Raw genomic sequence first — 24,881 nt, forward strand, 5'->3', positions numbered from 1 at the left:
AGGTCACGGTCTTAGTTCAAGTTCAATCGTCCGCCACTCGCTGTAGGAGTCTGCGGAAAGCATCGTATAGGGGCCACACTGAATGACAGCGCGTTGAGCGGCGCGCGCCATGGCCTGCCCGGCAGTCGACGGATCAGCCGAAATCACCTGAGGGGTGCCAGCCGGTGAACCGTCCTGGTTCATGTTCACGCGCAGCGTGACATTCATGCCCGAGTTGTAATCGCTCGGCAGCAAGTTCCAGCACGCCTTGATCTTGGCAGCAAAGCCGTCAATTGCGGTCTGGCTCAAGCGCGCTGAGGTGCCGGTTGTGTCACCCAAGCTTGCCGCTCCACCCTGCCCAGTCGTGCCGCCTGTCGTCGGCGCATTATTGATGATCGAGGAGATATCATCTGGCGGTGGGCGCTCGGACGGCGCTGTCGGTTGGTTTTGGCGTGCAGCGGCGGCAGCGGCTTCGCGCTTCTTGCGCTCTTCCTCTTCCTTGCGCTTACGTTCGGCCTCGGCAGCAGCCTCCTCCTTACGCTTTTCCTCAGCAGCCAAGGCTTGCTGACGAACCTGCGCAAGATCGGTTGGGCGTGATGTCGGCATAGCCACATTCACCGTTGGCGCCGCAGGAGGGGTTGGCTCCGGCGTCGGCTCTGGTGTTGTCGGCTCTGGTTCTGGCACGGGCTCTGGAACCGGTTCTGGTTCCGGAACAGGCTCTGGGGTCGGCTCAGGCGTAGGCTCTGGCTCTGGTGGCGGCGGTGGAGGCGTTAAGTCCGCAGGACGCGTCTCAGGCAGCGCTGGTGGCGGCGTCGGTTCTGGCGGTGGTGGTGGCTCCACTGGTTCCGGCTCTGGTTCGGGCTCAGGCTCTGGTGCCGTTTCCGGCGCAGGTGCGGTTTCAGTCACTGGCGAAGGCGTGGGAACATCGGCCGGCGACGGGGTCAGCTGATCTTCTTCCGTATTGCCAGTCGGCTGGGCCAACTCTGCCGGTTCTTCGCTATCAGTTATCGATGGCGTGTCGGTTTCCACGACCTCGCTATCCAACACCCCTTTACGGATATTGGAGAATTCTTCAATCGGCACCAAATCAACGGCAATTGACTGTACGCTCGGCTCAAGCCGTTCAGTCATGCCCAGATTGACCAGACCCAGCACGAGGACGATCACGTGGGCAGAAACAGAGACAACTAGACCTGTGCGCATGGGCCCGGGCCTATCGCTCACGCTCGGTAACGAGCCCGATCTTGGTATAACCGGCAGCCGACAGCTGGCCCATGACACGCATCACAACGCCATAGTTGGCGGTGGTGTCGCCCTGCAAATAAACGCGGTCCTCGGTGGTCGCTAATCCGGAAAGAGTGGTGATGAGTTCGGCTTCAGCCACAGGCGTCTGATCAACAAAGATCGCGCCTTCCGGCGAGACCGACACGGTGATCGGCTTGGTCTGGTTTGGCATCGAGCCTGCAGCGGATTGCGGCAGGTCGACTGGCACGCCAGTGGTCATCATCGGCGCGGCCACCATGAAGATGATCAGCAGCACCAGCATCACGTCCACCATCGGCGTGATGTTGATTTCACTTATAACGGCGCGGCTCTTGCGGCGTCTGCGACGCCCGCCTCCGCCCCCGCCTGAGGAAACACCCATGCCCATATTAGCGGTTCCGTGCTTCGAGCTGGCGCGAGAGGATGGTCGAGAACTCGTCGGCGAAGCCTTCGAGGCGGCCAATCATCTTGCCTGCATCAGCGGAGAGCTTGTTGTAGGCGATAACGGCAGGGATAGCGGCCACTAGGCCAATCGCAGTTGCGAACAGCGCTTCCGCAATCGGACCCGCCACAATTGCAAGGCTGGTATCGGATGAGGCCGCAATATTGGTGAAGGCGTTCATGATGCCCCACACGGTACCGAAGAGGCCAATGAATGGGCCCGCAGAACCGACCGTGGCGAGGAAGCCGAGGCGCTTTTCGAGGCTATCGCTCTCGCGGGAAATGGCAACATCGAGAACCTTGTCGAGGCGCTGCTGCATGCCAGCAAAGCTCGAGGCGTTCTGCTCGTGGCTGCGCTTCCATTCCTTCATCGCGGCGACAAAGACCGCGCCCATACCACCAGAAGGCTTTTCAGCCTGCTGACGATAGAGTTCTTCGAGCGACTGTCCGGACCAGAACGTGCGTTCAAACGCGTTCATCTCAGCGGCAGCGCGACGATACATCAACGACTTTTCGACAATGATCGCCCAGCACCAAACAGATGCCGCGAGCAAGCCAATCATCACGCTTTTGACGACGAAATCGGCAGCCCAGAAGAGGCCCCAGATGGAGAGGTCAGCATGCGGAGCGGCGGCGGTGGCGACTCCAACTGCATCCATGGCTTCCATTAAACGATCCTTTCGGCCGACGAGGCGCGGGTCCACATCGGGCTGCGATGGGGGCCAATTCTGTCAAAATTAAGAGAATTGCTTCGTTTCTCCGGCCGCGAAGCAGCGCGGAGACCGAACTGCGGTCTCTGTTCCTTGGTTATGGTCACCAATGGGTTAACAAAGAGATTCCGGAAAACCCCTTGTGTTCGCTTTGTTATTTATGGAGCCAGGGCGCGAAGCACAGCAGGGAGGCGCGCAGGCCCACCAGAGGTTTTTATTGCGACGACATCAAGTTGAGCGGTTGTGAGCAGCGTATCATCGCAGAAAATCTTTTGCTCAAGCTTGAGACGAGCACCAGTTGCCGCAACAACTTGTGTAGAGACAGACAGCAAATCATCGATGTGAGCGGCGCCGATAAACTCGAGCTGCATTGAACGGACGGCAAAGGCGATGCCCTGCGCCGCCAATTCAGAATGGTGAATACCATTCTCACGCAGGAACTCGGTCCGCGCCCGCTCAAAGAATTTGAGATAGGCCGCGTGATAGACATTCCCCGAAAAGTCAGTGTCCTCGTAATAAATGCGGACAGGAAAACTATGCGTCGTCATACGCGCTCGTCGTGAATGATGTGGGTCAGGGTGCGGGACCGGGTCCGCAGATAGTTCGGCAACCATGAGGGCAACAGATTGCGCTTCTCCAGCGCAGCCCCTTCAAGGCTCACCCATGAGAATTTGAGCAAATGCCCTTCATCCCAACGCTGGAGCCAGGGGGCATTGCCGTCAGGCCCCTGCCCCGGCAAAGCGACTTCATAGAAAAAGCCGAGCTCATGAAAATCTTCGCCGACGCGGCGGTAAAAACTCTCAGAGGTGGCGACCAGAGCACCAACGCGGCCGGGCATATCCAGCTCTTCGGCGATTTCGCGCGATAGCGAAAACTTGCTGTCTTCGCCTAGCTCAATCCGGCCGCCCGGAAGCATGGCATAGTCATCATCATCTTCGCTGCAAATCAGGACGTGATTATCGACCACGATGATCCCGGCGACACGGAAATTGAACCGCTGCGAGCCGATGGGAAAGCTGATGATATGCCGTTCATTCACTCTTCGGGTTCCTCAAACAGGGTCGACTGTATGCCCACAAAGCCTTGCGGCACACCGCGCCCCATATGTTGGAACGCGATTGAGGTGAGCATGCGCCCACGCGGTGTGCGCTGAATAAAGCCCTGCTGCAAGAGGTAAGGCTCGACGATTTCTTCAATCGCATCGCGCGGCTCGGAGAGCGCAGCGGCGATTGTTTCGATACCGACGGGGCCACCATTGTAGAAATCGGCAATGGTTGTGAGATAACGGCGGTCGAGCTGATCAAGACCCCGGCTATCCACATCAAGACGCAAGAGCGCAGCGTCGGCAATCTGTCGTGTCACTTCATGAGCGCCGCCCACCATGGCAAAATCGATGACGCGACGGAGCAGGCGTCCGGCGATACGCGGGGTGCCGCGCGAGCGACGCGCGACTTCCATTGCGCCATCGGGCGACATTGGCATGCCGAGAAGGCGCGCACCACGCGTGACGATTTTGACCAGCTCTTCAGGCGTATAGAAATTGAGACGAACCGGTATGCCGAAACGATCGCGCAGTGGCGTGGTGAGTAGGCCGGCACGTGTGGTTGCACCAACCAGCGTAAACTTGGCCAGATCAATACGAACAGAACGCGCCGCAGGCCCTTCCCCGATGATCAGATCAAGCTGGAAGTCTTCCATAGCAGGATAGAGGACTTCTTCAATGGCCGGGTTGAGACGATGGATTTCGTCGATGAAAAGCACGTCGCGCTCTTCAAGATTGGTCAGCAGCGCCGCCAGATCCCCCGCCTTGGCGATCACCGGGCCCGAGGTCGCGCGAAAACCCACACCCAATTCCTTGGAAATAATCTGCGCGAGCGTGGTTTTGCCGAGGCCGGGCGGCCCCACAAACAAAACGTGGTCCAGCGCCGAACCACGCTGTTTTGCGGCCTGAATGAACACTTCCAGATTGGCGCGCGCCGCCGCCTGTCCGACGAAGTCAGAAAAGCCTGACGGGCGCAACGACACATCGAGATTTTCGTCGCGACCGGTGGAAGGGTTGGTAATTGAGGTCACGCGCAAGCTTACTTTATGTTGCGGACCGGAACACAGGCCGACCTTGTCGCCTGCTTGTTCTTGAGGTCCGGATTGGATCTTGTATTGCGAAAATGCAATTTCGTTAGGTAGTCAAGTCGCGCTTCGCACGACCAGCGCGGCAAGGGGTTATTCAAATCGTGGAAATAATAGGGCTTTGACGTCCCATCGGCTTCCACAAACCAAATCGCCACAGCGACAGCTTCATTTTGGTCGGCCTGCGCCGCCGTTACAGAGCTCGCCGCGCCGAGCATAACCAGTGCCACACATGCAGACTGAAGTTTCGTTGCCAAAATCACTCTCCCCCAATTTGGAGAGAGCTTAACTGCTCAGCTCGCGAAGTCCCAGACGAATAAGCTTTTCGGTCGCGGTATCGTCGCCTTCCTTTTGCACCACGCGTGCCACGGCAGCAGACGCCTGCTGGCTGGAATAGCCCAAATTGGTCAGCGCCGACACGGCGTCGGAAATATTGGTTGCGGCAACGCCTTCGCCAAGCGCGGCCTGCAAGCCCAGAGTGCCAGCATCGACAGCGCCAATGGCTGGAACCTTGCCCTTAAGTTCGGTCACAACACGCAGCGCCAGTTTGGGGCCAACACCATTGGCGCGCCCGATCATCGCCTTATCTTGCAGCGCCACAGCGCTCGAGAGTTCAGACGGCGTGAGGATCGACAGAATGGCCAAAGCCACGCGTGCACCCACGCCCTGCACGGAGGTGAGAAGATTGAACCAGCTCTTTTCAGCTTCGGTGGCAAAGCCATAAAGCCGGATCATGTCCTCGCGCACGATGGTCTCGATAAAGACCACACCAGCTTGGCCAACACTGGGCAATGACTGCAGCGTGCGGCCCGAGCAGAACACTTGGTAGCAAACACCACCGCAATCGATCAGCGTGTAATCATCACCAAAACTATCGACCAGACCTTTAAGCTTGCCGATCATGCATAGGCTCCCATGCGCATCGCTGAAACACGGTGGTGGGCGTGGCAAATTGCAATCGCCAAAGCGTCGGCTGCGTCCGCGCCCTTAAAAACAGCTGTCGGCATCAGAGTTTTGACCATGAGGCCAATCTGCGCCTTATCCGCGTGGCCCGTGCCGACAACGGATTTCTTGATGAGATTGGCGGCGTACTCTGCCACGGGCAGACCGCGCAAAGCAGGCGTCACCAAAACAACGCCGCGCGCTTGTCCAAGGATAAGCGCTGAGCGAGCGCCCGCACTCACGAATGTCTCTTCCACTGCGGCTTCATCTGGCTGATGAGCGTCCAATACGCCATTTAGCCCTTCGGACAAAAATGCCAGCCGGGAGGCCAGTTCGCCTGTTGTTGGCGGGGTGAGCGTGCCACCAGCGACAAAGCGCAAACGATTGTCCTGCGCCTCGATAACGCCCCAGCCACAACGGCGGATGCCAGGGTCGATGCCGATGATTCGAACGGGAGTGCTCATGGATTACCTTGTAGTCAACTTCGCGCAGCCTACCAAGGCTAAAGTGAACAAATTGGCAACAAACGATATACCAGTGGATGAATAAAGCTTTAACAATTCGGGCAAGCATTAATTGAGAAAGCCTCGCCTAGCGTCACGCGCATGCTTTTGGGGGCAAACGGCATGGACACACAGCGCGTTACCAACTGGCGACTTTCAGCTATTTTATATGCACGACAACGCCTCAAACGCGTTGCAAGCCACAGGAAATCTAGGCCATTTCATAGCTGGCCGAGCGTAACCCGTTGGAGCATTTTCGGCCCGGTTTGCTGCGTGGTCGTTTCGTGGATTGTGGTGGCTGTGTTCTTCTCGAGCGCAGAGCTCACATCCGATCTTTCGATCCGCCTGTTTGGCGCGGCGACCCTCTCCCCGCTGCTGGTGGGTCTGCCCTTATTCTACTTGTTCACAATGCGAATGCGCCAGCTGGCGGTCGAAAACCTTCGACTGGCGCGCTTGGCCAATACCGATAGCCTCACCGGCTGCCTGAACCGAGGTGCGTTCACGGAGCTAACGCAGGAGTTTCTCAGTGACCGCGAAGGCACGCCCAGTGGTGCCCTTCTCGTTATTGACGCCGATAATTTCAAAGCGATCAACGATGCCCATGGCCATGATCAGGGCGACATTGCCCTGACCCTTATTGCGGCGACGTTGCGCCGTATTGTACGCACCGGTGCGCTGGTCGGGCGGCTCGGCGGCGAGGAATTTGGCGTTTACTTACCGGGCGCCAATCGCATGAGCGCCTTTCTGGTGGCAGAACGCATTCGCCGCGGCATCCGCAGGGCGAGCTTTTCACCGCGAGGCGTGCCCTGTCCGCTCAGCGTGAGTATTGGGGGCGCAAGTTTCGCCGCACCAATCAGTTTTTCAGAACTGTTCCGCTGTGCTGATCAGGGGCTCTATGCGGCCAAAAAGGCCGGGCGCAATATGGTGGAAGTAGCGGCCGTTTCTTTGCCCCCGGCCCCTGTGCGCCGCGCATAAAAAAATCCCCGCGCGAGGCGGGGATTTCAAATTCGAAATGCTGCTCAATTAGACGAGCTTGGCAGCGTCTTCTTCGCTCATGTCAAAGTTCGAGTAGACGTTCTGAACGTCGTCATCTTCTTCGAGGGTCGCGATCAGCTTCATCAGGGTTGCACCCTTTTCAGCGTCAATCGGCGTACGGTTCTGAGGCTTCCAGACGGCCTTGACCGTTTCAGCTTCGCCCAACACCTGCTCAAGCGCGGCCGAGACTTCGGCCATGCCTTCAAAGCTGGTGTAGATGTAGTGGCCTTCGTCGTCGCTCTCAACGTCATCGGCACCGGCCTCAATCGCCGCTTCCATGACCTTGTCTTCCGTACCGACTGCAGCCGGGTAGGTGATTTCGCCAACGCGATCGAACATGAAGCCGACCGAACCGGTTTCACCCAAGGCGCCACCGTTCTTGGAGAAGTACGAACGAACGTTCGAGGCCGTGCGGTTGCGGTTGTCAGTCAGCGCTTCAACGATGACGGCAACACCACCCGGGCCGTAGCCTTCATAGCGGATTTCGTCATAGTTCTCAGCGTCGCCACCGGACGCCTTTTTCACTGCGCGTTCGATATTGTCTTTTGGCATCGACTGCGAGCGCGCATTGGTGATGGCCAAACGCAGACGTGGGTTAAACGCTGGGTCAGGCTGACCCATCTTGGCCGCCACGGTGATTTCGCGGGCGAGCTTCGAAAATATCTTGGAGCGAATAGCATCGCTCTTGCCCTTGCGGTGCATAATGTTCTTGGCGTGGGAATGGCCAGCCATTCGTTACCTCGGCGAGAATTTGTAAAATCGGGCTGCTTATAGGGCCCGCGAGGGCAAAAATAAAGCGCCCGCCCCCGGTGTCACGGCAGCGAGCGCAGGTTTTTTAGGCCAAAAACAGTTTAGCCGGGGTCCTGCCTGTTCCAGATCGAATGATCGATCTTGCCATCGAGCTCAGGATAATCCGAGGCCTGGAAGGTTGGCACCTTCCCCGCTTTACGCTGATCGACATAGTCCTTGGTCAGTTTCGCAACAGTACCGGAGAGCAGAACAATGGCGATCAAATTGATGGTCGCCATCAGCCCCATGGATGCGTCGGCCGCATTAAAGACCGTCGCCACGGTTTCAACAGAGCCCCAGATCACCATGCCCATAGCGGCCAAGCGCAGAACTGTAAGCGCAGGAAAATTGCCCAGCTTGAGGAAGGTCATGGCATTTTCGGCATAGGTGTAATTGCCGATGATGGAGGTGAAGGCGAAAAAGAAGATCGCAATGGCGATAAAGGCATTGCCGAACCCGCCGATGTGAACAGTCATGGCGGCCTGGGTCAGCGGTGTGCCAGTCAAATCGCTGCCCGGAACCATAACCCCGGAAAGCAGAATAAGCAGCGCAGTTGCAGTACACACCAGAATGGTATCGATGAATACGCCCAGCGCCTGCACGAAGCCCTGCGATGAAGGGTGGTGCGGGTCAGGCGTTGCAACGGCGGCGATATTGGGCGCAGAGCCCATGCCGGCCTCGTTGGAAAAAAGACCACGCTTCACACCGTTGAGCATCGCGCCCGCGATCCCGCCACCAGCAGCTTCAAGACCGAACGCGCTGCGGACAATGAGGCCGAGCATGTCGGGCACCTCGGTGATGTGCATGGCCACGACCCAAAGCGCGACCAGAAGATAGATACCGGCCATGATCGGCACGACCACTTGCGACACATAAGCGACGCCGCGAATACCGCCGAAAATCACGATGCCGGTTAGCACAGCCAGAGAAATGCCGACCCAGAGCTTATCGAAGCCGAATGCGCCCGCGGCCGCATCAGCAATTGAGTTGGCTTGAACGGCATTAAAGACCAGACCAAAGGCGAGGATCAGGCAGACCGAAAACAGAGCACCGGCCCACGGAGCTTTGAGGCCACGCGCGATATAAAACGCGGGCCCACCGCGATAATCGCCGTTCTGGTTTTTGATTTTATAGAGCTGGGCGAGCGTCGATTCAGAATAGGCCGTGGCCATGCCGAGGAGCGCAACCACCCACATCCAAAAGATAGCGCCGGGACCGCCAAGATAAAGAGCCACCGCGACACCGGCGAGGTTCCCCGTGCCAACACGGGATGCCAGTGAGGTGCAGAGGGCCTGAAAGGGTGTGATCCCGGCTTTGTCGTTGGCCTTTGAACCGACAACCGCTCGAAACATCTCACCGAAATGGACAAACTGCACGAACCGCAACCGGATCGTGAAGAATAACCCAACGGCAATTAGGCCATAAACGAGGACATAGCCCCAGAATATGTCGTTCAGAAAATTGATGATGGGATCAAGCATATCCCCATTTCCCCCGTTAACGAGCCGCTGGTTAAAGCCGACACAATCATCGAGGTAACGAGAACAGCGACTCACGGTTCCGTGAGTCGCTTATGCTAGTCTTTATGCAGGGAAGTCCGGCAATGCCTGAGCCAGTACGCCGCCAACCCGCAAAGGTGCAACGTAACGCGCCAGACCCGTCAGTGGGTCAGTCTCAACGGCGACGCCGCAGAGCGTGGCTTCACCATCTGCCGGAACAAATCGGCCAGTCGGTATGCCACTGAGGAACCGGTTCAACGGCTCCTCATAATCACTGCCGATAACAGAGTCGAAATCTCCGCACATGCCAGCGTCGGCCATCAGCGCCGTGCCGCCACGCAAAATGCGGTGGTCGGAGGTGGGGATATGGGTATGTGTGCCAACCACGAGGGTAGCACGACCATCCAAGAAATAGCCCATCGCCTGGATTTCCGACGTGGCCTCAGTGTGGAAGTCGACCAGAATAGCGTCGGCGACATGCCCGAGTGGCGCTTGCGCGATCGCCGCTTCAACAGCGCGGAATGGGTCATCGATCGGGGGCATAAATACGCGGCCGAGCGCATTGACCACCAAGACGCGATGCCCATTGCGGCCTTCGACCATCATTGCGCCGCGGCCCGGCGTGCCAGAGACATAATTGATCGGGCGCACCAAATTGGGTTCACGCTCGATATAAGAAAGCGCTTCACGCTGATCGAAAGCATGGTCGCCAAGCGTGACAATGTCCGCGCCCGCGTCACGCAATGCGTTGTAATGGCCCTCAGTGAGACCGCGCCCATGGCTGGCGTTCTCGCCGTTGATGACGACGAAATCGAATTTGTATTCTTGGATCAAGCCCGGCAGGCGTTCGGTTATGGCATCACGTCCGGCCTTACCCATCACGTCGCCAAGAAAAAGCAGTCTCATAAAGTGTCTCCGAACATGCGCAGGCCAGTCTCTGTAATGACGGCATCTAGCGGCACGTCGTGGTCCAAGCGAGGTATCTCATCGAGCTCTTGAACGGCGTAGGCCAATCCAATGAGCCGTGGCTTTTTAGGTAGGGACGCAAGCGTCCGGTCGTAATACCCACCGCCATATCCCAGACGCGTGCCTGTTTTGTCAAAGGCAACGAGCGGCAGCAATAGGACATCGGGTATCGCCCGTGGCGCAGTGCTCGGGGGCCCGAAGGTACCAAAACCGGCTTTTTCCAATGGAACATCAGGCTCCCAGAGCCTTAGATCGAGCGGCTGACCGGATGCCGCCACCACCGGCAAGATGACTTTTCCGCCCCGTTCTTTCAGCGCATTCAAGATCGGCAGGCAATCGAGCTCATCGCGCAGTGTCCAATACCCAGCGACAGTATCGGCGTCAGACATCAGCGATGATTGGAAAAAATGGGAGGCGACGGCCAAAGCGGCATCACGTCGATAGTCGGCACTCAGCGCCGCGCGGGCAAGGTATGCTTCGTGCCGCAGGTCTGACTTGATCTCATCAACGCTCAGCTGCGCCATCAAACCTCAGATATTTGTGCCGCCCAGGCCGTGGGAATTGCGATCCCGGGAACCTACTTACGTAGGTGGGCGCCGTATGTCCAAGCCCACGGGCCTGGTCAGGGACAGCTCCCTTAGGATCGATTAAGGCCCCGGGGATTCTGTGTCCTCACGCGCCGGGCAGCGCTTACACATATAGGCGCTTCCGGCACCGCTGCAAAGGCCACCATCGCGCTTTCAACGAGGTTGATCGCTCAATTCGCAACTGGCGCAGTTTGCTCGAGAACGCTGGCGATGCTCTCGATCGTCCGTGAGGCTTCATCGAGCTTCTGGGTAAACTTACGCTCGGTCTGCTCAAGCTCTTCGGCAATGCCTTGCCCGGCCTCGGTCAAAAGCGCCACTTGCTCTTCAAGAGCGGCGATGCGTTTTTCCGCTTCCGTCAATTCATCCATGACGGCAATGCCTGCCATGACCGTTAGACGGGTATCCCCGATTTCGCCGACGGCACCCTTGAGCGCTTCAACCTCAGCGTCAAAACGCTCGGCAAGGCGCATCAAATGCCCCTGTTGACCTGCTTCACAAGCCATACGGTACTTGCGGCCATTAATTTCAACATTGACCTCGGGCACTCAACTCTCCGTTTTTTGGAGCACGGACCGCACGGTTTCCATGGCTTCGACGAGACGACGCGACACTTCGTGTGCACCGTCATCCAGACGCTTCGCCTTTGCTGCCGTTTTATCGAGCTCAGTGGCAAGCCGCGCGCGTTCATGCACGAGCCTTTGCGTGTCCACTTCCATGCGCTGACGTCTCTGGATACGCCCATTAAGGTCGCGCAGACTGGTTTCCAGTCTTTCTATTGCCCGGTTGAAACGGGCGTCGGCTGCTTGCAGCCCTTCTTGAAGTTCCGTCTCACTCATTGCCGGTACTGCCCTTTAGGCGCATCGTTTCGAGCACATAAACTTGGCCCACCCTACCCGGCATTGCAACCGAGTCGCCATCCATACCCCCTTATTTTGCAAGAAGAGGCGAACGTATTGCCCTAATGCCGACATTGACAGCCTAAGGGAACCTGTTATGGCTCAAAACCGCCTTGGGAGGGTGACATTTGCGCGCCCACTCCCACGTTTTCAGCCTTTTGAAAGAGCGGTCCGCCCCATGACGAACACAGCCCAGCAGAACGAATTGGCCAATGCCATCCGGTCTCTCTCCATGGATGCCGTCGAGAAAGCTAATTCTGGTCACCCAGGCCTTCCCATGGGCTGCGCGGATATCGCAACCGTGCTGTTCACAAAAATCATGAAGTTCGACGCTGCGGCGCCCCACTGGGCAGATCGCGATCGCTTCATTCTTTCGGCCGGTCACGGCTCGATGCTGCTCTACTCTTCGCTCTACCTTCTGGGCTATGAAGACATGACCATCGACCAGGTCAAGAACTTCCGCCAGATCGGCGCCAAGACCGCCGGTCACCCAGAATACGGTCACGCTACCGGCATCGAAACCACCACTGGCCCACTCGGCGCTGGTATCGGCAATTCGGTTGGTTTCGCTGTTGCAGAAGCCAAGCTCGCGGCCGAATTCGGCTCCGACCTTGTCAACCACTACACCTATGTTCTTGCTGGTGACGGCTGCCTCATGGAAGGCATCTCCCAAGAAGCAATTTCCCTTGCTGGCCACCTCAAGCTCAACAAGCTGATCGTCATCTGGGACAATAACAGCATCACCATCGATGGCGCAGTGTCCAACGCTTGCTCCACCGATCAAATCGCGCGTTTCCAGGCTTCGGGCTGGAACACCATCGAAATCGACGGCCACGACCAGGCAGCTATTGAAGCGGCTCTGCTCGAAGCGAAGAAGTCGACCGATAAGCCAACCATGATCGCTGCCAAGACCGTCATCGGTCGCGGCGCGCCAAAGAAGGCGGGCACCGAAAAGGTTCACGGCGCTCCACTTGGCGCTGAAGAACTCGCTGGCGCAAAGGCCGCACTCAGCATCGACTACCCAGCCTTTGAAATCCCTGCTCATATCCTCGACACGTGGCGCGCCGCTGGCCAGCGCGGTGCAAATATCCGTGGCGATTGGGAAGCGACCCTTGCCGCCTCCGCGCACAAGGCCGAGTTCACCCGCCGTATGTCGGGCAAGCTCCCAACCGGTCTGGACGCAGCCTTCGCCGCCTACAAGCAGAAGCTCGCTGAAGACAAGCCAAAGGTCGCCAGCCGCAAGGCTTCGCAGATGGCTCTCGAAGTCGTCACCAAGAACGTGCCGGAAATTCTGGCGGGTTCGGCTGACTTGACCCACTCGAACCTCACCAATACCCCGGACACCGTGCCGTTCCAGGCGAACAACCGCTCTGGCAACTACATGATGTACGGTATCCGCGAGCACGAAATGGGTGCAGCCATGAACGGCGTTACCCTTCATGGCGGCCTGATCCCATACGGCGGCACCTTCATGGTGTTCACCGACTATGCCCGCCCAGCGATCCGCCTCGCTGCGCTGATGGAAATCCGTTCGATCTACGTCATGACCCACGACTCGATCGGTCTTGGCGAAGACGGCCCAACGCACCAGCCAGTGGAGCACCTGACCGCTCTGCGCGCGATCCCGAACCTCTACGTTTTCCGTCCAGCTGACGCGATGGAAACTGCAGAATGCTGGGAAATCGCTCTGGCGTCGCAGAAGACGCCGTCCATCCTCGCGCTGTCGCGCCAGAACCTGCCGGCGCTGCGCACCGAATATTCGGTTGAGAACAAGTCGGCTAAGGGCGCATACACTATCCTCGGCGATGCCAATGCAGACGCTGTCATCTTCGCGACCGGCTCGGAAGTAGCCATCGCTGTAGAAGCGCAGAAGGAGCTGACCGCACAGGGCATTTCCGCTCGCGTCGTCTCGGTTCCGTCCATGGAACTCTTCAACAAGCAGTCTGATGCCTACAAGGCTGAAGTGATCGGTTCGGCTAAGGCACGCGTTGCTGTGGAAGCTGGCATTGAAATGAGCTGGAACAAGCTCCTTGGCGACAAGGGCCGCTTTGTTGGCATGAGCTCGTTCGGTGCTTCTGGCCCAATCGATGCGCTCTATGCCCACTTTGGCATTACGCCGAAGGCCGTTGTTGAAGCCGTCACCGCGCAGTTGTAACAGATCGGGACCTCCCTCCCAATCTTCCTTCTTTGGAGTTTAAAACTATGGCAGTTCGCGTCGCCATCAATGGCTTTGGTCGTATTGGCCGTAACGTTTTGCGCGCTATCATCGAGTCGGGCCGTACCGACATCGAAGTCGTAGCGATCAATGACTTGGGCCCTGTAGAAACCAATGCTCACCTGCTGCGCTTTGACAGCGTGCACGGTCGCTTCCCTCATGAAGTGAAGGTGGATGGCGACACCATCGACGTTGGTCGTGGCCCAATCAAGGTCACCGCAGAGCGCGATCCAGCGAACCTGCCGCACGCCGCAATGGGCGTCGACATCGCTCTTGAGTGCACCGGTATCTTTACCTCGAAGGAAAAGGCATCGGCTCACCTCAAGGCCGGCGCGAAGAAGGTGATCATCTCGGCTCCGGGCGACGGCGCTGACAAGACCATCGTTTACGGCATTAACCACGCCAGCCTGACCAAGGATGACGTGGTGATCTCGAACGCATCGTGCACCACCAACTGCCTAGCACCAGTCGCCTATGTGCTGCACAAGGAATTCGGCATCGAGAAGGGGATGATGACCACCATCCACTCCTACACCGGTGACCAGCCGACCCTCGACACCATGCACAAGGATCTCTATCGCGGCCGCGCAGCTGCGCTCTCGCAGATCCCAACCTCGACCGGCGCTGCTAAGGCTATCGGTCTGGTTCTGCCAGAACTCGCTGGTAAGCTCGACGGTGTTTCGGTCCGTGTACCGACCCCGAACGTATCCTGCGTCGACTTCAAGTTCATCGCGTCGCGCAATGTAACCGCTGAAGAAATCAACGCTGCGATCAAGAAGTACGCCGATGGCGAACTCAAGGGCGTTCTCGGCTACACCGAAGTTCCAAACGTCTCGATCGACTTCAACCACGATCCGCACTCCTCGACCATGGCTCTGGATCAGACCAAGGTACTGGGCGGCAACTTCGTGTCGATCCTGTCCTGGTACGACAACGAGTGGGGCTTCTCCAACCGTATGTCCGACACCGCAGTGGCACTGGCAAAGACCCTCTAAGGATCTTCCAGACAAACTGTTTAAGGGCGTCCCTCGGGGCGCCCTTTTTTTGTTTGAGCGCCACCGGGTGACAAAATGAGAACCCCCGTGCCATCCTCACCCAGAGGGACAGGACGATGACGCTCAATCGCACGATTGCTTGGAAAGGGCTTGAGCTTGATACGCTCGAACATGCCCACGTGATTTTCAACGGACGCGACACCCGCATTCGCGGTACGATTATTGGCCCCGACTTTGGCCTGTTTTATCGGCTCGACATTGACGGTGCAGCGCGTGTTCGTGCCGCAAAAATCGAACACACCAATGGCGGCGTGCTAGAGCTTTTCTCAGACGGCCTCGGCAATTGGAGCGACAATCGCGCCGAGCCCATCGCCGCGCTCAAAGGATGTCTCGATCTCGACATCTGGCCCACCCCGATGACCAATTCCCTTCCCCTCTGGCGGCTGGAGCCGGAGGTGGGCGTGGCTCAGCGCCTAGCCCTCGTCTATATTGACGCCACAGACCTCAGCTTTAGCCGTGTCGAGCAGATCTACACCAAGCTCTCCGACACAGCTGCGCGCTTTCAATCTGCCCAGATCGACGTTGAAATCACCCTCGATGCAGATGGTTTGGTGGTGAACTATCCGGGCTTGTTCAAATCGATAGACTAGTGTGCATGTTTCGCCCTTCCGCCAAACGTGCCACTCTGCTACCCAGCGGCCACACACTCGGAGCAGCACCATGAGCGATAGTTTCAAGACCCTGGATGAACTCGATCTGACCGGCAAGCGCGTGCTGCTGCGAGGCGATCTCAACGTTCCGGTTGCAGACGGCAAGGTCACAGATGCGACCCGTATCGAACGTCTGGTCCCGACCATCCGCGAAATCGTCAAGCGCGATGGCAAGGCTATCATCCTCTCCCACTTCGGCCGTCCGAAGGGCAAGGTTGATCCTGAATTCTCGCTTGAGCAGGTCTGTGAAGCTGTTGCCAATGTCACCAAGCTTCCAGTTGGCTTCATTGCTACCGATTGGATCGATGTGTCTGAAGCCGGTGCCGCGATCGACGACGCGCCGGAAGGCTGCGTCCTGATCCTGGAAAACACCCGCTTCCACCCAGGCGAAGAAGAAAACGACGTTGAACTGGCCGAACGCATGGCCAGCCTTGGCGATGTTTATGTCAATGACGCCTTCTCGGCTGCGCACCGCGCCCACGCCTCGACCGAAGCCCTAGCGCGCCTCCTGCCCGCTGCGGCCGGTCTTGCGATGCAGGCCGAGCTTGAAGCGCTTGAAGCCGGTCTCGGCAAGCCAAAGAAACCGGTCGTTGCCATTGTTGGCGGCGCTAAGGTGTCTTCCAAGATCGACCTGCTGGAAAACCTCGTTTCCAAGGTGGATGCCCTCGTTATCGGCGGCGGCATGGCCAACACCTTCCTTTACGCACAGGGTCTGGGCGTTGGTAAGTCGCTTTGCGAAAAGGACCTTGCCGATACCGCCCGTCGCATCATGGAAAAGGCCGACAAGGCCAATTGCGCCATCATTCTGCCTATCGACGCCGTCGTCGCTTGGGAGTTCAAGGCAAACACGAAAACCATGCTGTATGGGGTCGATGCCATTGCTAACGACGGCATGATCCTCGACATCGGCCCGTCCTCGGTTGAGCGCATCAATGCAGCTATCGACGACGCCAAAACCGTCATCTGGAACGGCCCAGTGGGCGCGTTTGAAATCGAGCCCTTCGATACAGCAACAGTCGCTATCGCCAAACATGTCGCCAAGCGCACTCATGACGGCCACTTGGTCTCAGTTGGTGGTGGCGGTGACACGGTCTCCGCGCTTGCCCACGCTGGCGTCAAGGATCAGCTGACCTATGTCTCGACCGCTGGCGGCGCCTTCCTTGAATGGATGGAAGGCAAGCCTTTGCCAGGCGTCGAAGCGCTCAAGAAGTAAGAATTTAGGCCGGGATCACTCCCGGCCTTTTTCTTTTGATTGTTAGAACGTCATCGTCGCCGGATCGAAGCCGATGCGCCCTCCAGCGTCGTCTAGGGCGTTGATGGCTGCCATCGCTTCGGCATCAAGCGCAAAGTCGAACACGGCAAAATTCTCAATAATGCGGCTCGCTGTCACCGATTTCGGGATGACATTGAGGCCGCTGTCCAAATGCCAGCGGATAATGATCTGCGCAGGGGTTTTGCCATACCGCTTGGCGATTTCCGCAATCACCGGATTATCAAGCTGCTGACCTTGTCCCAATGGACTCCAGCTCTGAGTAATGATGCCAAGCTTCTCGTGAAGAGCCCGCAGTTCACGCTGTTGGAACTTTGGGTGTAGCTCGATCTGGTTGATCACCGGCACGACGCCAGTGGCATCAATGATCTCGTTCAAAAAGCCAGTCGTAAAATTCGACACACCTATGGAGCGCGCCTTACCCGTCTTTTGGATATCGATGAGCGCCTTCCAGCTCTCAACATACTTGCCGCGAAAGGCTGACGGGGCATGGATAAGATAGAGGTCGACATAGTCGGTGCCCAGTCTGTCTAGGCTCGCATCGAGCGCGCGAAACGCACTGTCATAACCTTGGTCCTCATTCCAGAGCTTGGTGGTCAGAAAGATATCCTTTCGCTCCACCCCGCTTTGGCGCATGCCTTCACCAACGCCATTTTCATTGCCGTAGATGGCCGCCGTGTCGATATGACGGTATCCAGAGCGCAGAGCCGTGGCGACAGCATCCACAGCCACATCATCGGGGGTTTTCCACACGCCCAGTCCAATCTGGGGAATGGTGTAGCCGTCGTGGAAAGTCTGGGTCGGTGCAGTGGTCATTTGGATCCCTCGATGCGCGTCTTTCATCTCGACGAGAGATGTAGTGTTTTGCCACGCCATCGCAAGGCCAACGCTCACTACCATACTAGATTAGCCTTTCGTCTAATAACCACAGGTCTAATCGAAAGCAGAAGTCCAAAAGTCTAATGTCGCCTCAAGTTCCCAACTGAGGTGCACACGATGACGAAGTCCCTTAACGCGATTGCGCAGAAACTTATGACGCCCGGACAGGGCATTCTTGCTGCCGACGAGAGCGAAGGCACTATCGGCAAGCGTTTTTCAAAGATTAACCTGCCGAATACTCTCGAAATGCGCCGCGACTACCGCGAAATGCTCTTTGGCGCTTCCGATGCCATGCGCAACTATATTTCCGGTGTCATCCTCACCGAAGAAACTCTCAAGCAAGAAGCGGCAGACGGCACACCGTTCCGCGCCATTCTCGCTGATGGCGACGTTATCCCGGGCATCAAGGTCGACCGCGGCGCATTCCCAATGCCCGGTGAGTCTGGCGAAAAGATCACAGAAGGTCTGGATGGCCTGCGTCAGCGCCTTGAAGAATACGCCAAGCTCGGCGCCGGTTTCGCCAAGTGGCGCGCTGTGATCACCATCAATGACATCGCCCCAACCCGCAACAACATCCGCGCTAACGCCCACGCGCTGGCCCGCTATGCCGTGCTCTGCCAAGAAGCTGGCATCGTGCCAATCGTTGAACCAGAAGTGGTTGGCGATGGCGAACCGGGCAACCACTCGCTGGAGCGCTGCGCTCAGGTCACTGGCGACGTACTCGAAAACGTCTTCAAGGAACTCCGCCTTGCCGGCGTTGATCTCGCAGGCATGCTGCTCAAGCCAAACATGATCCTGCCGGGCATCAACTCCCGTGACCGCCCAAGCGTGGAAGAAGTTGCAAAGCGCACTGTTGAAGTGCTGCGCGACCACGTTCCTGCGGCTGTTCCCGGCATTGCCTTCCTTTCCGGCGGCCAGACCGACGAAGAAGCAACAGCCCACCTCTCTGCCATGAACCAGATCAGTGGCAAGCCTTGGCCAATGACCTTCTCCTACGGCCGTGCTTTGCAGAACGTTGCACTGCGCACTTGGTCAGGCCGTCGTGAGAACTTCATGGCAGCGCGTACCGCTTTTGCACACCGCGCCCACATGAACTCGCTCGCTGCACTGGGTCAGTGGAATAACGCTGTAGATCGCGCAGCTTAACGCTCCGCATCACTGTGGATTTGGGCGCGCGTCGACTGGATCGATCCGCGCCTTATTTATTGCACCATTGCGCCAACCCGTTCTCATCCCCTATGTGAGACATGCCGCGCATTGCTAAAATCGCAATGAAGGCAACAATGCTTTGCAGTATCGGAAATGCCCATGGCGCCGCAGCTCTATCTCATCACCCCGGCCAATCCGGATGTCGCCCAGTTTCCGCGCCAGCTGATGGCTGTGCTGACCGGCCCCGAAATTGCAGCCATTTTGGTGCAGCGCGGCACCCTTTCTGACGCTGATTATGCCAAGTTCGTTGCCAGCCTCGTTCAGGTCGGACAAGCAGCAGGCGCAGCTGTTCTGGTCGAAAACGACGCTAAGCTCGCTAAAAAGCTCGACGCCGATGGCGTGCATATTTCGACCGGGGACGTTGAAGACATTGAGGAAGCAATCAAGCTCCTCAAGCCTCAGGGCATTGTTGGCGCCGGACACATCCGCTCGCGCCACGACGCCATGAGCTTTGGCGAAATGGACGTCGACTATGTCTTCTTTGGCCCGATTGGCGACAAAGCCGACCCACAAGCCGCTGAACTCAGCGCTTGGTGGGCAGAAGCTTTTGAGGTTCCCGCTGTTTTTTCGAACCCGAGTGCAGAGGCGGGCGATGCTGCCGCAACTTTGGCGGAATTTATTGCAGTGTCTGATAGCGTTTGGTCCGCTGCTGATCCTGCAGCGGCTTTGGCTGCTATTGATCGTGCCCTTCGGGAGACAGAATGATCCGCACATCGCGCCTTTTCGCCTTAGCGCTGCTCGCCCTGCCCCTCCCCGCTTTCGCGCAGGATGCAGAACCGGCTGAGCCAGCGCAGGCCCCTGTTGCTGAAGAGGCCGCACCACCGGCCTCTCCCATGCCCGGCGCGATTGAGATCAATAACTCCATCTTCGGCTCCACGCGCGAACCCGACTATGCCTATGGCGCGTTCCAGCGCGGCTATTATCTAACCGCTCTCGAACTTGCCCTACCACGCGCTGAAAAGGGCGATGGCGCAGCGCAAACGCTCATTGCTGAAATTTACTCCAAAGGCCTAGGCGTAGCACAGAATGCTGAGCGCGCTCGCGGCTGGTATGAACTCGCGTCCCGCTCGGGCGACCGCCTCGCGACGTTTGAGCTCGGCATGCTGTACCAACAGGGAATCGGTGTTGAGAAAGATCGCGCCAAGGCCGCCGAACTGTTCAAAATGGCTGCGGACGCTGGTTATGCTCCCGCCAAATATAATATGGCGCTCTTGCATGTTGAGGGCATTTACGCCGAACCCAACATGAGCAAAGCGGCTGGTCTTATGAAAGAGGCCGCCGACGCTGAACTGCCCGAAGCCTTTTATGATTATGGCACCATGCTCATCGAAGGCGTTGGCGTTCTGCCCAATGCAGTTGAGGGCGCAGAGTTCATCAAGCGCGCAGCAGAAGAGAATCTCGTTTCGGCCCAGATCGACTACGCGACCCTGCTCTATCTCGGTCAGGGCGTTGATCGCGATCTTGAAGAAGCAGCGCGCTGGTACGGACGCGCCGCCGATAGCGGCAGCGCTGTAGCACAGAACCGCTACGCCAAGCTCCTTGCCGTTGGTGAAGGAATATCACTCGATCTTGAAGAGGCGGCGATGTGGCGCTCTTTGGCGCGCCGCCAGGGCTTTACGGACCCTTCATTGGACCGCCTGCTTGTGTCGATCCGCCCAGAGGCTTTGGCACGGGCTGAGGAGCGCGCACGCTTCTGGCCATTGCCCGCGCCGAGTTCAACCGCCAGCGCCACTGTTGAGGCTATCGAGCCCATTGGTGAAGTTTTACCCACCACTCTTGATCCCGAAAATGCACCAAGCCTCGTGGTCGATCCGACGGTCGAGGATGAACAAGCTGCGCCGGGACAAGATGATGCGGGCCAAGACCCTTGAACCGCGCCCCGTTCTGAGGCAATAAGCCCGCCACACATTTATTTTGCGGCGGAGCTTTTCTCCTTCTGCACTGGTTCCATCCACACGGGCCCGATGCATATAATCCGCATGAGCTAGCGAGCAAATCCGATATGGCGCGTTCCGCCCTTCTAAACGTTATGGTCAGCGCGGCCATTAAAGCCGGTAAATCCCTCACCCGCGACTTCAACGAAGTCGAAAATCTGCAGGTATCCCGCAAGGGCCCAGCGGACTTCGTTTCCAAGGCCGACCTTCGCGCCGAACAGATCATCTATGATGAACTGCGCAAAGCCCGCCCATCCTATGCCTTCCTGATGGAAGAAGGTGGCGAAGTTGCAGGTACCGACGGCCAGCACACTTGGATCGTTGACCCGCTCGATGGCACAACCAACTTCCTACACGGCATCCCACTGTTCGCAGTCGCAATCGCGCTGCAGCGCGGCGACGATATTGTCGCCTCGGTGATCTACAACCCAGTGCTCGACGAACTCTACACCGCCGAAAAGGGTGGTGGCGCATGGCTTGCTGATAAGAAGCGCCTGCGCGTTGGCGCGCGTCGCCACCTTGCTGACGCTGTCGTCTCGACTGGCATCAAGACTCAGGGCACCTCTAACGACGTTCTCCAGATCAAGCAGGTCGCATCGATCAATGCTGCCGTTGCTGGCATTCGCCGCTCCGGCTCGATCTGCGTTGACATGGCTTGGCTCGCAGCAGGTCGTTTCGACGCCCTCTGGGAAGCTGGCCTTAAGCCATGGGACGTGGCTCCGGGTCTCCTGCTCGTCAAGGAAGCCGGTGGCGTTGTTTCGGACTACGCCGGTCAGCCTGGTTCGGTTGCCAACGGTCAGCTCGTGGCTGGCAACGAAACCCTGCAGCCACTGCTGCTCAAGGCTCTGCGCCCAATCCACTAAGTTTAGCCAAACTGATTTTCTGCCCTCGCCCAGCGTTCTAGCGCTCGGCGGGGGCTTTTGTTTGTGCGGGTCACGAAATCTGGTTTGTGGATTGAGAAATCCTTAACCTTACGAGTTGTCACGCATCGCTAGCCCCTCTAGTCTTTGCCATGCCTGATTTGCGGCGTAAGGGGCGTGAATGTCGATGAGCCAAGGATATGATCCCTATCACCTAGCAAGCCCGGGTGTGTATCTGGTCAAGATCGTGATCTTCCTGATCCTAGTGGGCTTGGTTGCCGCCATTCTGGCCGGGCAAATCATCAGCTTCTTCTGGGCAAACCCGTTCATCAACTCGATGATCTTTTTTGCTCTCGCAATCGGCATTTTCCTAAGCTTCCGTCAGGTCATCCGCCTCTTCCCAGAAGTGAAGTGGGTGAACTCGCTTCAAGACGGCACACAGGCCAATGTGCGTACGCCAGTACTGCTCGCTCCTGTGGCAGGGTTGCTGCGCGAACGCATTGGCGACGCGGTTATCACGCCGTCGTCCATGCGCTCCATCTTGGATTCGGTGGGAAATCGCCTCGATGAGGCCAAAGACACCTCACGCTATTTGACGGGTCTTCTGGTCTTTCTGGGGCTGATGGGCACGTTTTACGGCCTCTTAGAAACCGTCAGCTCCGTTGCTGGCGTTATCAATGCTCTCGATGTGACCTCCGCAGACAGCGCCTCGCTCTTTTCCAACCTCAAGGAGGGCCTCGCCGCTCCTCTCGGCGGCATGGGCACGGCGTTCTCGTCCTCGCTCTTTGGCCTTGCAGGATCGCTGATCCTCGGCTTTCTCGATCTTCAAACCAGTCAGGCTCAGAACGCCTTCTACACCGACCTGGAAGACTGGATGACCTCCATGACCGAGTTGGATCACCCTGTTTCGGCCATGCAGGCCAATGCGGGCGGCCCGGACATGCAGGCCATGTTCGATAAGCTTGGCGCCAATATGCAGAACGCCAATTCCTCGCAAAACGCCATTCGCGCCATGGCCGAACTGGCGCGCGGTATTGATGGCCTCGTCAAGCACATCCGCACCGAGCAAGACGATTTGCGCGCCCATATCCTGGAGCAAGGCGAAACCAACAAGAAGCTGCGCGATTTGTTGGAAGCCATGACCAAAGAGCTCGACAACGAGCGGCGGAACTAAGCCATGCCGGGAGCCCGCTCGCGTCGCAGGCAAGAGGCCAATTACTGGCCGGGGTTCGTAGACGCCCTATCGAGCCTTCTGCTCGTCATCATTTTTATGCTGTCGCTGTTCATGCTGACCCAGTTCTTTCTGGGTCAGGAGATTCAGGGGCGCGATACGGCACTCGCTCGGCTCAACTCCCAGATTGCCGAACTGACCGAGCTCTTGCAGCTGGAGCGTGCCAATTCCGATGATTTGCTTGGCCAAATCTCCGTCATCACCGCAACGCTCGCTTCCGCCGAGAACGAAAACCAATCGCTGAACTCGCGCCTCGCCGGAATCGGCGCGGGTCTCGGCGACAAGGACGACGCCATCGCAGGGCTGCAATCGGAGCTACTGGCGGCCGAACAACTCTCCGACGAGGCCAATGCGCAGGTCGCCCTGCTCAACCAGCAGTTGGCCGCTTTGCGCACTCAGATCGCCGCGCTCGAAAACGCGCTCAACGCCTCTGAGGCTCGCGATACAGAATCGCGCACGCAGATTGCCGATCTTGGCCGTCGCCTGAACCTTGCACTAGCCCAACGCGTGCAGGATCTGTCGCGCTACCGCTCTGATTTCTTTGGTCGCTTGCGCCAGATTCTTGAAGGTCGCGCCGACGTCCGCGTTGTTGGAGACCGGTTCGTCTTCCAATCCGAAGTTCTGTTTGACGCGGGTCAGGCCACTCTGGGCGAAGACGGACTGCCCGATCTTGATGCTCTGGCCGACGCCATCCTGCAGCTTGAAGACGAAATTCCACCCGATATTAATTGGGTCCTGCGCATCGACGGCCACACCGACAAGCGCCCGATTTCCAACGCACGCTTCCCCTCGAACTGGGAATTGTCGGCCGCTCGCGCAATTTCCGTCGCCCAATATCTGGTTTCACGCGGGGTTTCGCCAAATCGCTTGGTCGCCGCTGGCTTTGGTGAATTCACCCCACTCGATGAGGGTGAGACCGATGACGCCTACCGGCGCAACCGCCGTATTGAGTTCAAGCTAACGGAGGGGTGAGAGTTTCTCTCTCCCCTTCAAATCATGGGCGAGAGCTAAACGGCTTAACCTTAACAGCTTTTCATGGCGGTGCTGTCTGAGATCGACCGCGCCACAAAAAAGCCCGGATTCCCGCCACATCCCAGCCTCAATAGGACAAGATTAACCATAGCAGCAAACTCGCTTTTAAGAATAAGAGCGGTAAATGCCCTGCTTAAGTTTAAAGCCTTCTTGAGGAGCCGCTCGTGGCCATCTCTGCACCCATCTCTAATGTAATGCGCGCTGCTGCCATGATGCTTTTCGTCGTGGTGTTGGCAGCGTGCTCGCGCTCTGCAACTGACAATGTTGGCCTGACCGGTGTTGGTAATACAGGTCCGGGCGGCGGCGCCCCTGGCAGCCAGCAGGAATTCATCGTCACCGTTGGCGACCGTATTTTCTTCACCACCGACTCGAGCTCTCTGACTCCAGAAGCCATGGCGACCCTCGACAAGCAGGCCCAGTGGCTCAACCAGTATCCGAACTACCGCGTCATGATCGAAGGCCATGCCGACGAACGCGGCACCCGTGAATACAACATTGCACTTGGTGCACGTCGCTCCAACATCGTGGTCAACTACCTCGTCTCCAAGGGCGTTGGCGCGCAGCGCATCACCAGCCAGTCCTTCGGCAAGGAACGCCCAGTTGCAATTTGTAACGACATCTCCTGCTGGTCGCAGAACCGCCGCGCGGTAACCGTCGTCCAGTAAGCTAAAGGCCTCTCCTCTCGAGGAGAATGCCACTGACCCAGTGAAAACTGGAGGTAAAAGCGCCCAAAACCAGAAATGGTTTGGGCGCTTTCTTTTTTTTGGCACGATTGGGGTTTATCGACACATATTGATACCCATTTAATC

28 protein-coding genes and 1 other RNA gene are annotated in these 24,881 nt (G+C 57.9%); 12 read left to right on the forward strand and 17 right to left on the reverse strand.

Going from position 1 to position 24,881, the window contains the following annotated elements:
- Positions 1-3: 3 nt before the first annotated feature.
- From H4N61_RS13880 to ruvC, 9 genes are all read right to left on the reverse strand, one after another.
- Positions 4-1,182, reverse strand: coding sequence for a hypothetical protein (locus H4N61_RS13880; protein ID WP_182394298.1), 1,179 nt, complete (start codon positions 1,180-1,182; stop codon positions 4-6).
- A gap of 10 nt (positions 1,183-1,192) precedes the next feature.
- Positions 1,193-1,630 carry an ExbD/TolR family protein gene (locus H4N61_RS13885; RefSeq protein WP_169195994.1) on the reverse strand — a complete coding sequence of 146 codons (438 nt, stop codon included), beginning with the start codon at positions 1,628-1,630 and terminating at the stop codon, positions 1,193-1,195.
- 1 nt (position 1,631) lies between these two features.
- A complete protein-coding gene (tolQ, locus tag H4N61_RS13890; RefSeq protein ID WP_182396034.1) occupies positions 1,632-2,342 on the reverse strand; it encodes a protein TolQ in 711 nt (236 codons plus the stop codon).
- A gap of 209 nt (positions 2,343-2,551) precedes the next feature.
- A complete protein-coding gene (gene ybgC / locus H4N61_RS13895; RefSeq protein ID WP_169195995.1) occupies positions 2,552-2,941 on the reverse strand; it encodes a tol-pal system-associated acyl-CoA thioesterase in 390 nt (129 codons plus the stop codon).
- Complete coding sequence (locus tag H4N61_RS13900; RefSeq protein ID WP_182394299.1) at positions 2,938-3,432, reverse strand: NUDIX domain-containing protein; 495 nt, start codon at positions 3,430-3,432, stop codon at positions 2,938-2,940. The genes ybgC and H4N61_RS13900 overlap by 4 nt, the downstream gene beginning before the upstream one ends.
- Complete coding sequence (ruvB, locus tag H4N61_RS13905) at positions 3,429-4,466, reverse strand: Holliday junction branch migration DNA helicase RuvB (RefSeq protein ID WP_169195997.1); 1,038 nt, start codon at positions 4,464-4,466, stop codon at positions 3,429-3,431. Before ruvB ends, H4N61_RS13900 begins: the two co-directional genes overlap by 4 nt.
- An 8-nt stretch (positions 4,467-4,474) precedes the next feature.
- Entirely contained in the window at positions 4,475-4,777 is a 303-nt protein-coding gene (locus tag H4N61_RS13910; RefSeq protein WP_169195998.1) for a hypothetical protein, read from the reverse strand.
- A 28-nt stretch (positions 4,778-4,805) separates the two neighbouring features.
- Entirely contained in the window at positions 4,806-5,423 is a 618-nt protein-coding gene (gene ruvA / locus H4N61_RS13915; protein ID WP_182394300.1) for a Holliday junction branch migration protein RuvA, read from the reverse strand.
- The gene (gene ruvC / locus H4N61_RS13920) at positions 5,420-5,926 is read right to left on the reverse strand and encodes a crossover junction endodeoxyribonuclease RuvC (protein ID WP_182394301.1); all 507 of its coding nucleotides are present in this window, start codon (positions 5,924-5,926) and stop codon (positions 5,420-5,422) included. The genes ruvA and ruvC overlap by 4 nt, the downstream gene beginning before the upstream one ends.
- A gap of 312 nt (positions 5,927-6,238) precedes the next feature.
- On the opposite strand from ruvC, the gene H4N61_RS13925 reads away from it, so the two are divergent.
- On the forward strand, positions 6,239-6,940 hold the full coding sequence (locus H4N61_RS13925; RefSeq protein WP_169196001.1) for a GGDEF domain-containing protein: 702 nt from the start codon (positions 6,239-6,241) through the stop codon (positions 6,938-6,940).
- Between the two features lie 48 nt (positions 6,941-6,988).
- Here the strand turns inward: H4N61_RS13925 and H4N61_RS13930 are convergent, their stop codons facing one another.
- The 7 genes from H4N61_RS13930 to H4N61_RS13960 all read right to left on the reverse strand — a co-directional run bounded on the left by H4N61_RS13930 (position 6,989) and on the right by H4N61_RS13960 (position 11,677).
- Positions 6,989-7,732, reverse strand: a complete 744-nt coding sequence (locus H4N61_RS13930) for a YebC/PmpR family DNA-binding transcriptional regulator (RefSeq protein WP_182394302.1) — start codon at positions 7,730-7,732, stop codon at positions 6,989-6,991.
- A gap of 119 nt (positions 7,733-7,851) precedes the next feature.
- A complete protein-coding gene (locus tag H4N61_RS13935; protein ID WP_182394303.1) occupies positions 7,852-9,270 on the reverse strand; it encodes a sodium:alanine symporter family protein in 1,419 nt (472 codons plus the stop codon).
- 102 nt (positions 9,271-9,372) lie between these two features.
- Entirely contained in the window at positions 9,373-10,194 is an 822-nt protein-coding gene (locus H4N61_RS13940) for a TIGR00282 family metallophosphoesterase (protein WP_169196004.1), read from the reverse strand.
- Positions 10,191-10,778 carry a 5-formyltetrahydrofolate cyclo-ligase gene (locus tag H4N61_RS13945; protein WP_169196005.1) on the reverse strand — a complete coding sequence of 196 codons (588 nt, stop codon included), beginning with the start codon at positions 10,776-10,778 and terminating at the stop codon, positions 10,191-10,193. The genes H4N61_RS13940 and H4N61_RS13945 overlap by 4 nt, the downstream gene beginning before the upstream one ends.
- Before the next feature lie 12 nt (positions 10,779-10,790).
- A non-coding RNA gene (ssrS, locus tag H4N61_RS13950) (6S RNA) lies at positions 10,791-10,947 on the reverse strand.
- Positions 10,948-11,011: 64 nt separating this feature from the next.
- Positions 11,012-11,386 carry a cell division protein ZapA gene (gene zapA, locus H4N61_RS13955; protein ID WP_169196006.1) on the reverse strand — a complete coding sequence of 125 codons (375 nt, stop codon included), beginning with the start codon at positions 11,384-11,386 and terminating at the stop codon, positions 11,012-11,014.
- On the reverse strand, positions 11,387-11,677 hold the full coding sequence (locus H4N61_RS13960; RefSeq protein ID WP_169196007.1) for a DUF4164 family protein: 291 nt from the start codon (positions 11,675-11,677) through the stop codon (positions 11,387-11,389). It abuts the gene before it with no gap.
- A gap of 238 nt (positions 11,678-11,915) precedes the next feature.
- On the opposite strand from H4N61_RS13960, the gene tkt reads away from it, so the two are divergent.
- From tkt to H4N61_RS13980, 4 genes are all read left to right on the forward strand, one after another.
- Complete coding sequence (tkt, locus tag H4N61_RS13965) at positions 11,916-13,892, forward strand: transketolase (RefSeq protein ID WP_182394304.1); 1,977 nt, start codon at positions 11,916-11,918, stop codon at positions 13,890-13,892.
- 47 nt (positions 13,893-13,939) lie between these two features.
- Positions 13,940-14,947, forward strand: coding sequence for a type I glyceraldehyde-3-phosphate dehydrogenase (gap, locus tag H4N61_RS13970; protein ID WP_169196009.1), 1,008 nt, complete (start codon positions 13,940-13,942; stop codon positions 14,945-14,947).
- Between the two features lie 116 nt (positions 14,948-15,063).
- Positions 15,064-15,597 carry a putative glycolipid-binding domain-containing protein gene (locus tag H4N61_RS13975; protein ID WP_169196010.1) on the forward strand — a complete coding sequence of 178 codons (534 nt, stop codon included), beginning with the start codon at positions 15,064-15,066 and terminating at the stop codon, positions 15,595-15,597.
- Between the two features lie 70 nt (positions 15,598-15,667).
- Positions 15,668-16,870, forward strand: a complete 1,203-nt coding sequence (locus tag H4N61_RS13980) for a phosphoglycerate kinase (RefSeq protein ID WP_169196011.1) — start codon at positions 15,668-15,670, stop codon at positions 16,868-16,870.
- 42 nt (positions 16,871-16,912) lie between these two features.
- Here the strand turns inward: H4N61_RS13980 and H4N61_RS13985 are convergent, their stop codons facing one another.
- Positions 16,913-17,743 (reverse strand): aldo/keto reductase, encoded by an 831-nt coding sequence (locus tag H4N61_RS13985; protein ID WP_182394305.1) that lies wholly within the window; start codon positions 17,741-17,743, stop codon positions 16,913-16,915.
- A gap of 180 nt (positions 17,744-17,923) precedes the next feature.
- Between H4N61_RS13985 and H4N61_RS13990 the strand changes: the two genes are divergently transcribed.
- The 7 genes from H4N61_RS13990 (at position 17,924) to pal (ending at position 24,737) form a co-directional block, all read left to right on the forward strand.
- Positions 17,924-18,952, forward strand: coding sequence for a class I fructose-bisphosphate aldolase (locus H4N61_RS13990; RefSeq protein WP_182394306.1), 1,029 nt, complete (start codon positions 17,924-17,926; stop codon positions 18,950-18,952).
- A 162-nt stretch (positions 18,953-19,114) separates the two neighbouring features.
- On the forward strand, positions 19,115-19,720 hold the full coding sequence (locus H4N61_RS13995; protein WP_169196014.1) for a thiamine phosphate synthase: 606 nt from the start codon (positions 19,115-19,117) through the stop codon (positions 19,718-19,720).
- The gene (locus H4N61_RS14000; protein ID WP_169196015.1) at positions 19,717-20,886 is read left to right on the forward strand and encodes a tetratricopeptide repeat protein; all 1,170 of its coding nucleotides are present in this window, start codon (positions 19,717-19,719) and stop codon (positions 20,884-20,886) included. Before H4N61_RS13995 ends, H4N61_RS14000 begins: the two co-directional genes overlap by 4 nt.
- 131 nt (positions 20,887-21,017) lie before the next feature.
- Entirely contained in the window at positions 21,018-21,812 is a 795-nt protein-coding gene (locus tag H4N61_RS14005; protein ID WP_169196016.1) for an inositol monophosphatase family protein, read from the forward strand.
- Between the two features lie 178 nt (positions 21,813-21,990).
- On the forward strand, positions 21,991-22,983 hold the full coding sequence (locus tag H4N61_RS14010) for a flagellar motor protein MotA (protein WP_349236462.1): 993 nt from the start codon (positions 21,991-21,993) through the stop codon (positions 22,981-22,983).
- A gap of 3 nt (positions 22,984-22,986) precedes the next feature.
- Complete coding sequence (locus H4N61_RS14015) at positions 22,987-24,012, forward strand: peptidoglycan -binding protein (RefSeq protein WP_169196018.1); 1,026 nt, start codon at positions 22,987-22,989, stop codon at positions 24,010-24,012.
- A gap of 254 nt (positions 24,013-24,266) precedes the next feature.
- The gene (gene pal / locus H4N61_RS14020; protein WP_169196039.1) at positions 24,267-24,737 is read left to right on the forward strand and encodes a peptidoglycan-associated lipoprotein Pal; all 471 of its coding nucleotides are present in this window, start codon (positions 24,267-24,269) and stop codon (positions 24,735-24,737) included.
- The last annotated feature ends 144 nt before the right edge of the window (positions 24,738-24,881 follow it).

The organism is Devosia sp. MC521 (assembly GCF_014127105.1).
In the GTDB taxonomy this organism is placed as follows: domain Bacteria; phylum Pseudomonadota; class Alphaproteobacteria; order Rhizobiales; family Devosiaceae; genus Devosia.